This is a genomic window from Pedococcus sp. P2_E4, assembly GCF_056403935.1.
This window is the reverse complement of sequence record NZ_JBFUEO010000038.1, coordinates 21,190-29,239: the sequence shown is the minus strand read 5'-3', so window position 1 is coordinate 29,239 and position 8,050 is coordinate 21,190. Positions and strand designations below refer to the sequence as shown.

Annotated in this window: 6 protein-coding genes and 1 pseudogene; 3 read left to right on the top strand and 4 right to left on the bottom strand. The window is 71.9% G+C overall.

All coding sequences use genetic code 11. The annotated features are described in order from the left end of the window. From AC1DV7_RS15090 to mraZ, 4 genes and pseudogenes are all read right to left on the bottom strand, one after another. Window positions 1–323: pseudogene (locus tag AC1DV7_RS15090) on the bottom strand (hypothetical protein); the annotation flags it as partial. Window positions 324–394: 71 nt separating this feature from the next. Next, on the bottom strand, window positions 395–1,087 hold the full coding sequence (gene ftsL, locus AC1DV7_RS15085; RefSeq protein ID WP_477597954.1) for a cell division protein FtsL: 693 nt from the start codon (window positions 1,085–1,087) through the stop codon (window positions 395–397). Continuing rightward, window positions 1,084–2,109, bottom strand: coding sequence for a 16S rRNA (cytosine(1402)-N(4))-methyltransferase RsmH (gene rsmH / locus AC1DV7_RS15080; RefSeq protein ID WP_477597953.1), 1,026 nt, complete (start codon window positions 2,107–2,109; stop codon window positions 1,084–1,086). Before rsmH ends, ftsL begins: the two co-directional genes overlap by 4 nt. 347 nt (window positions 2,110–2,456) lie before the next feature. Further along, complete coding sequence (gene mraZ / locus AC1DV7_RS15075) at window positions 2,457–2,888, bottom strand: division/cell wall cluster transcriptional repressor MraZ (RefSeq protein ID WP_477597952.1); 432 nt, start codon at window positions 2,886–2,888, stop codon at window positions 2,457–2,459. A gap of 473 nt (window positions 2,889–3,361) precedes the next feature. Here mraZ and AC1DV7_RS15070 point away from each other — a divergent pair, with 473 nt between their 5' ends. The 3 genes from AC1DV7_RS15070 to AC1DV7_RS15060 are packed head-to-tail and all read left to right on the top strand — an operon-like array spanning window position 3,362 to window position 8,004. Continuing rightward, on the top strand, window positions 3,362–4,330 hold the full coding sequence (locus AC1DV7_RS15070; RefSeq protein WP_477597956.1) for an AAA family ATPase: 969 nt from the start codon (window positions 3,362–3,364) through the stop codon (window positions 4,328–4,330). A gap of 9 nt (window positions 4,331–4,339) precedes the next feature. Next, window positions 4,340–5,602, top strand: coding sequence for a DUF58 domain-containing protein (locus AC1DV7_RS15065; protein ID WP_477597951.1), 1,263 nt, complete (start codon window positions 4,340–4,342; stop codon window positions 5,600–5,602). Further along, window positions 5,599–8,004, top strand: a complete 2,406-nt coding sequence (locus AC1DV7_RS15060) for a transglutaminase TgpA family protein (RefSeq protein ID WP_477597950.1) — start codon at window positions 5,599–5,601, stop codon at window positions 8,002–8,004. The genes AC1DV7_RS15065 and AC1DV7_RS15060 overlap by 4 nt, the downstream gene beginning before the upstream one ends. Window positions 8,005–8,050 lie beyond the last annotated feature (46 nt).

Genomic DNA, 8,050 nt, shown 5'->3' with positions numbered 1-8,050 from the left:
GCCGGTCGCCTGCGCTGGGCGGTGGGGGCGCCCTTGGGGTTGCCACCCCTGGGCGCGCCGCCCCTCGGGGCATTCCTGGCTGCCGTGCCCTGCGCCGAGTTCTTGGCCGCCGAGTTCTTGGCCGCCGAGTTCTTGGCCGCGGTGCCCTTGGTAGCTGTGCTCCTGGTAGCTGTGCTCCTGGTGGCCGTGCCCTTGGGTGACGCGCTCTTGGCTGCCGGGCGGGCCTTCGTGGGGGCTTCCTGGGCGCGCCGGCCACCGGGCTGCCCCTCCGCGGAGGGTCGCTGACGCGCCGGTCCGGGGCGTGGGCCTCGGGTCTGCGTCACGGTTACCTCTCTGTTGACACAGGCATGTGTCGGTGCGGGGTCGGCTGGTCGGTGCGGGGTCCGGCGGCTGGTCAGTCCGCCGGGGTCGTCGCAGGGCTCGGGCTCGTGGGCTTGGGCTTGGCGACCTTGGTCGGCTTGGTGGCCTTCTTCACCGGCGACTTCGTGGTCGAGGTGCTCGTCGTCGTCTTGGTGACGGCGTTGACGCTCGTGACCGTGGTGACGACCGACCCGTCCGGCTTGGCCACGACCACGGTCGTCGTCGTCACTGCCCCCTTCTTGGTCACCGTCGTCCTGGGCCCCGTGTCCTTGGCCACCGCCGCGAGCGACGGTGCCTGCGGGGCGGTCACCACGGTAAAGCCGCCGTCCTTCGTGGCCGCCGCCGCCACGCCGAGGACCTTGCCGTCCGACAGTCGAAGGAACGCGGCCGAGTCGGCCGGCACCATGCCGAGCTTGGTGGCCCGGCTCGCGAGGTTGCCCGGGCTGCGCTGGGCGTCGATGGCCTGCGTGAGGGCGTCCTGGGTGTCGGCGAGCTCGCCGGAGGTGTTCTGCAGCCGGTCGAGGGTGAAGGACCCCTCCGCCATGGCGGTGTTGAGCATGAGCAGCGAGACCAGGCCCCCGACCAGCAGCAGCATGCACAGCGCGGCGAAGAGGCCGTTGCCCGGCTGGCCCACCGCTGCCGGCACCACGCGCAGGGGCTGCGGGGAGCCCTGCCGGCGCGACGGCGCCCGAACGGCGACCCTTGCGGTCGCGGTCTGCTGGCTCATCGGTGCGGTCCCTTCGTGGTGGTGCTCGTGCGGGTGGTCGTGCTGGTGGTGCTGGTCGTGGTGCTCCGGGTTCGCTCGGCGGCACGCAGCCGCACGGACGCCGACCTCGGGTTGCTCGCCTGCTCCTGCGCGCTCGCCTCCTCGGCGCCGCGCGTGAGCAACCGCAGGTATGCCGCGTGCTCCGGCAGCTCGACCGGGAGCCCCTCGGGGGCCCGGCTGCGGGACCCTTGCGCCAGGACCCGCTTGGTGATCCGGTCCTCGAGCGAGTGGTACGACAGGACGGCGACCCGGCCGCCGACCGACAGGGCGTCGATCGCCCGCGGCAGGGCACGCGCCCAGACCGAGAGCTCGGCGTTGACCTCGATCCGCAGGGCCTGGAAGGTCCGCTTGCCCGGGTGTCCCCCGCTCTTCTGCGAGGCGGCGGGCACGGTCTTCTTGAGCAGGTCCACGAGCCGGGCCGAGGTCGTGAACGGCTCGACCTCCCGCTCGCGGACCACGACGCCGACGATCTTGCGGGCGAACCGCTCCTCGCCGTACTCGCGCAGGACCCGCTCGAGGTCCGCGGCGGCATAGGTGTTGAGGACCTCGGCGGCGGTGATGCCGGACTCCTGGTCCATCCGCATGTCCAGGGGTGCGTCGTGGCTGTAGGAGAAGCCGCGGTCCACCTCGTCGAGCTGGAGCGACGAGACACCGAGGTCGAAGAGTGCAGCCTCGACGTGGTCGATCCCGTTCTGCGCCAACGCCTCCGGGACCTCGTCGTAGACCGCGTGCACGAACGTGGTGCGCCCCGAGTAGTCACCCAGCCGCTGGGCGGCGAGCTCGAGGGCCTCGGTGTCGCGGTCGATCCCGACCACGTGGGCCTCGGGGCATGCCTGGAGGATCGCCTCGGCGTGCCCACCCATCCCGAGGGTGCCGTCGACGTAGACCGACCCGGGGGCGGTGAGGGCCGGCGCGAGCAGCTCGACGATGCGGTCGCGCATGACGGGAACGTGCCGGTCGGCGGCCATTCCTCGTGCGCTCATCGTGCTCTCCTGCTGCTGGGCCCTGCTGGGTGACGGGTGCTTCGGTTCTTCGTCGTGTGGTTCTTCGTCGTGTGGTTCTTCGCGGTGTGGTTCTTCGGCGGGTGGTTCGGGGTGCTGGGCGGGCCGTCCTGCGGTCAGGTCTCCATCCGCTCCAAGGGATGCGGCCCGGGACGGGGGAAGTCGTCCCGGGATGCGAAGCGGCTGGAGACCTGGCTGCAGGGCCGGTTCCGTGGTCCTGCGGTGGTCGGTCGGTCTGTGGTCGGTCGGTCTGTGGTCGGTCGGTCTGTGGTCGGTCGGTCTGTGGTCGGTCGTTGTCGGGCGGCGGCGATGCGTGGGCGGCGGTGTCCTCAGAGCAGTCCGGGGATCACCTCCTCGGACTGGTCGGCGAAGCCCTGCTCGGTCGAGTCGAGGTAGGCGGTCCAGGCGGCGGTGTCCCAGACCTCGACCCGTGACCCGGCGCCGATGACCGTGCACTCACGGGACAGGCCGGCGTACTCGCGCAGCGTGGCCGGGATCGTGACCCGACCCTGCTTGTCGGGCACCTCGTCGGAGGCGCCGGACAGGAAGACACGGGTGAAGTCGCGGACGCGCTTGCTCGTCGTGGGGGCGGCCTGCATCTGCTGGGTCACCTTGAGGAACTCGTCCATGGGGAAGACATAGAGGCACCGCTCCTGGCCACGGGTCACGACCAGGCCGTCGGCCATCCGCTCGCGGAACTTGGCCGGGAGGAAGAGCCGCCCCTTGTCGTCGAGGCGGGGGGTGTGCGTGCCGAGAAACATCGCTGCCCACCTCCCCTGCTGCCGACCCAAGGGCCCCACGACCCTCTCGTTTCCCCCACTTTACTCCACCATCATCCCTCCTTACACCACATTCGGCAGAAATCTCGGGGTAGTTGGCATGTTTGCGCAGGTCAACCCCCGTGGTGCAAAGTGGAGCGAGATTTCGCCACGAGGGCCAGCCAGGGTGTCGACGGCGGCCGAGCGGCGCGGGATCGCTGCGAGATCGCGCACCCGCGGTGCCGCGCAGGGCGTGAGAGCTGCGCGGGGAGGTCACGACACGGCATACCCCCTGTCCCGGTGGTGCGAAGTGGGGGAAGATCGACCCACCATCCGCGGGGGGCCGTGCGGCGACCCGGTGGCGGAGTGGGACGACGGAAGGGAAGACAGTGCAAGCCAGGCACGGCGACGAGGTCCAGCACCACACCAACCCCCAGAGCGGACAGCAGAGCGCCGCAGCCGAGCACCTGCTCTCGCTGCCGGCCGGCTCCCCCGCCTCACTCACCGAGGTGACCGAGATCGCCGCCCGGCTGGCCAAGGCGATGAACTCCGTCATCGAGGGCAAGCCCGACGTGGTGCACACCGCGATCACGGTGCTGCTCGCCGAGGGCCACCTGTTGCTCGAGGACGTGCCGGGCGTCGGCAAGACGATGCTCGCCAAGACGCTCGCCCGCTCTATCGACTGCTCGGTGCGGCGCGTGCAGTTCACCCCCGACCTGCTGCCCAGCGACATCACCGGGGTCAGCGTCTTCAACCAGGACGTGCGCGACTTCGAGTTCCGTCCGGGTGCGATCTTCGCGAACGTCGTCGTCGGCGACGAGATCAACCGCGCCTCGCCGAAGACCCAGTCCGCCCTGCTCGAGTCCATGGAGGAGGGGCAGGTCACGGTCGACGGCCAGACCTACGACCTCCCCAAGCCGTTCATCGTGATGGCGACCCAGAACCCCATCGAGATGGAGGGCACCTACCCCCTGCCCGAGGCGCAGCGCGACCGGTTCATGGCCCGGATCTCCCTCGGCTACCCGTCGGCCCGGGCCGAGGTCGCGATGCTCGACACGCACGGCCAGGTGTCGCCGCTGGAGACACTGAGCCCCGTCACGGACGCCGCGACCATCAGCGCCATGGTCAAGGCCGTCCGGTCGGTGTTCACCAGCGACGCCATCAAGCAGTACGTCGTCGACCTGTCGTCGGCTACGCGGTCGAGCTCGGCCCTGCGGCTGGGCGCGTCACCTCGCGCGACGCTCCACCTGCTCCGCGCGTCGCGGGCGCACGCCGCGCTCGAGGGCCGCGACCACGTGCTGCCCGACGACGTCCAGGCGATCGTGCTGCCGGTGCTCGCCCACCGGATGATCCCCACCGGCGAGACCCAGCTGGCCCGTCGCAGCACGGGCGAGGTGCTGCAGGACCTCATGCGGCGGGTGCCGGTCCCGGCCTCCGGACGCTGAGGCAGGCCCGTGCGCAGGCTTCGAGACCTCCTCACCACCCGCGGGCGTGCGTTCGTCGCGGCGGGGCTCACCCTGGTGCTGTGCGGCATCGGGCTCGGCTTCACCGACCTGACCCGCATCGGCGTGCTCCTCGTCGCGCTCCCCCTGCTCAGCGGCGCGCTGATGCGGCGTCACGACCTGCGCTTCTCACTCGAACGCACCGCAGTGCCCGGGCGCATCCAGGTCGACCAGCAGTCGCTGGTCACGCTGAGCATCGAGAACGCCGGCGGTGGCACGAGCCCGTTGCTCATGGCCGAGGAACAGCTCGACTACGCCCTCGGCGACCGGCCACGGTTCGTCGTGCCCCGGCTGCGGCGCGGCGACCGCCAGGAGGTGCACTACCAGGTGCGCTCGCACGTCCGCGGGCGGCACCGCCTCGGCCCGCTGGGTGTCCGGTTGCGTGACCCGTTCGGGCTGAGCACCCGCGTCGCGGCCATCTCCGGCTCGAGCGACGTCCTGGTCCTGCCCAAGATCGTCCCGCTGGGCGGCGCCCGTCCGCCGGGCAGTGGCGTCGGCGCCGAGGGCGCCATCCCCCACATGGTCGCCCTGCACGGCGAGGACGACGTGTCGATCCGCGCCTACCGCGACGGTGACGACCTGCGCCGCATCCACTGGCCGGCCACCGCCAAGACCGGCGACCTCATGGTCCGCCAGGAGGACCGCCCAGCGCGTCGCCGCGCGGCGATCGTCCTCGACTCGCGGGCTCGCGGGCACACCGGCTCCGGCAGCTCGGGCTCGTTCGAGTGGGCCGTCACGGCGTGCGCCTCCGTGGCCGCCCACCTCATCGAGCAGGGGTATGCCGTGCACCTCGTCTGCGACGAGTCCGCCGAGGAGAGCCAGACGGCCATGGCGATGGAGCTCGACCCGTTGCTCGACATCCTCGCGATGGCCGAGCCGGGCACGGACGACCAGTTCGCCGACGTCCTGCAGTCCACCCACCCCGTCACGGCCTCGGGCGGCCTCGTCCTGGCCGTCGTCACCGACCTCGACGAGGAGGTCGCCAGGCGGGTCGCCTCGCTGCGCCAGCCGGGCGGCGTGGCGCTGGCGATCGTGCTCGACCCGGACGGCTTCACCGCCACCCGGCGCCGACCCGGCCACAGCACCAAGGAACTGCCCTGCGTGCCGGTCCTGCGCGGTGCGGGCTGGACCGTCACCGTGGTCGGGGCCGGCGACACCATTGACGCTGTCTGGGCGGTCCTGTCCGGCACGGGTCACCGGGTGGGTGTGGCATGAGCCGCGCTCGGGTCCCGGAGTCGCTCCTGGCCGGTCTGGCGACCGCCGTCGTGGCGTGGCCGGTCTCGACCCTCTTCACCCCCACCACGTGGGTTCGCCCGACCCTGGCGATCATCGCCGTCGTGGTGGTCTGCGGGATGCTCGCGCGACTGGTGACCACGAGCTGGGTGCTCGTCGTGCTCGCCCAGCTGACCGGGGTCGTGCTGGCCTCGGGAGGCCTCTACGGCAGAGGTCACCTGTGGCACGGGCTGCCCACGTACGACATGCTCCGGACGTTCAACTTCCTGCTCTACGACGCTCGCCAGACCATCCAGAACTACTCCGCGCCGGCCCCGACCGGCCGCGGTGTCATCCTCGGCATCGGGCTGGCGATCGCGATCGCTGCCATCATCGTCGACCACCTCGCCGTGATGCGCCGCTCCCCCGCCATGGCGGGACTGCCACTGCTGACCGCCTTCCTGCTGTCGGCGAGCAACAGCGGCTCATCGCTGCCCCCGGTGTACTTCGTCGCCGCCGCTGGGATCTGGATGCTCATGCTGGGCCGACAGGGCATCGCCTCGTTGCGACGGTGGAGCACCACGGTGCCGATGAACGTCACGGGCCGACGTGCGAACGACGACCGCGACGGCGCGTACGGCTATGCCGCCGTGGGCCGCACCCTCGGGGTCGCCGGTCTGGTCACGGCCCTCGTGCTGCCCGTGGTGATCCCCCACTTCCCCACGCGGTTCCTCATCGACGGCCTGGGTCGGTCGGCCAACGCCACGGGGTTCAGCGACGGCCAGATCGGGCTGAAGACCACGCTGGACCTGCAGAAGAGCCTGTCCAACCCGTCCAAGTCACCCGTCCTCACCTACACCACCAACGCTCCGACGCTGACCCCGCTGCGGGTCACCGTGCTCGAGAACTACGCCAACGACCAGTGGACGCCGACCCGTCCCGACGTCGCCTACGGCCGGCGGACCTCGGTGCCCCTGCCGCCCGACCTCGACGCGAGCGTGCCCCGCGAGACCTACCGCATCTCGGTGGACGACTCCCGCCTCGAGGCACCTCAGATCGCCGCCCCCACCCCTGTCGTCTCGGGTGACCTCGACCGCGTGCCGTGGGGGGTCGACGCCAAGACCTCGGTGGCCATGGTCAACCGGGCCGCGAGCACCTACTCGTTCAGCTACCTGCAGCTGCGCCCCTCGGAGGCGGCCCTCAACCAGGCCGTCGCCAGCGGCTCCGCCGGCGTCCGCAGCGAGGACCTGCTCGTCGACCCGGCGTCCTCCCGGCTGCTCACGGAGACGGTGTCGACGGTCGTCCCCACGGACGCCAATCGGATCGAGGCGGCCCGCGCCATCCAGAAGTACCTGCGGACCGACGGCGGCTTCTCCTACTCCCTCCAGCTGCCCGACACCGTGACCAACGAGTTCGGACAGGCCGAGCGGCCCGACGCGATCTCGCTGTTCCTGCGCACGAAGGTCGGCTACTGCGTGCAGTTCGCCACGGCCATGGTGATGCTCGCCCGGGCCGCCGACATCCCCGCACGGTTGGCGATCGGCTTCCTGCCGGGCAGCCTCCTCCAGGGCAGCTACACCGTGCGGGCCTCCGACGCCCACGCGTGGCCCGAGCTGTACTTCCAGGGGGTGGGGTGGCTGCGCTTCGAGCCGACGCCGTCCGGCACGCAGAACACCATCGCCCCCGGGTACTCGCTGCCGCCGACGACTCCGGGATCCGACTCCGAGACGGCGACGTCGACGGGTGGCGCCACCAGCACGCCCACGAGGTCCAGCCGGGACGGCGCCAACGACCCGGGCTCGGCGGGCGCCATCACCGGCACTGGCGACCGGTCCCTGTTCGACCGGTACCTCGGCCCCCAGACCCGCACCACGCTCGTGTGGCTGGCGCTGGGTCTGCTGGTGGGCTTGATGGGCGCTCTCGCCGTCCCCCTGGCGGCCCGCAGCCGCCTGCGGCGTCGCCTGCGCGAGGCGCCCGACGACGCGCGCCGGGTCGAGGTGGAGTGGCAGGCCATGGTGGAGCGCATCGGCGACCTCGGCGTCATACCGCCGCGGGGCAGCACGCCACGGCAGGCGGGCCGGTTCTTCCAACGCGAGGCCTACCTCGAGGGCGAGCAGAACCAGGCCCTCGGCCGCATCGTCGACGGCGTGGAACGCTCCCGCTATGCCCGGCCCGGCACGACGGTCACCGACATCCGCGAGGAGACCCAGCTGGTGGTCAAGGCGGTGTCGGGTGTGCGGCGCCGCAAGGACCGGCTCCGGGCGACGTGGTGGCCGGCCGAGGGCGTCACGGAGTGGCGCGAACGTCGTGGCGCCCTGGGGCGCGCCCTGCGCCAGCCGTGGGAGCGCCTGCAGGACCGACTCGACGAACGCCGCGAGCAGCGTCGCGACGGCCGCGGTCGCTGACCGCGGGCCTGACCCGACGGTCCAAACCCGACGGCACCCGACGGCA

Coding starts and splice junctions, on each gene's coding strand:
- AC1DV7_RS15060 (WP_477597950.1), top strand. CDS start 5,599: ATGAGCCGCGCTCGGGTCCCGGAGTCGCTCCTGGCCGGTCTGGCGACC.
- ftsL (WP_477597954.1), bottom strand. CDS start 1,087: ATGAGCCAGCAGACCGCGACCGCAAGGGTCGCCGTTCGGGCGCCGTCG.
- rsmH (WP_477597953.1), bottom strand. CDS start 2,109: ATGAGCGCACGAGGAATGGCCGCCGACCGGCACGTTCCCGTCATGCGC.
- mraZ (WP_477597952.1), bottom strand. CDS start 2,888: ATGTTTCTCGGCACGCACACCCCCCGCCTCGACGACAAGGGGCGGCTC.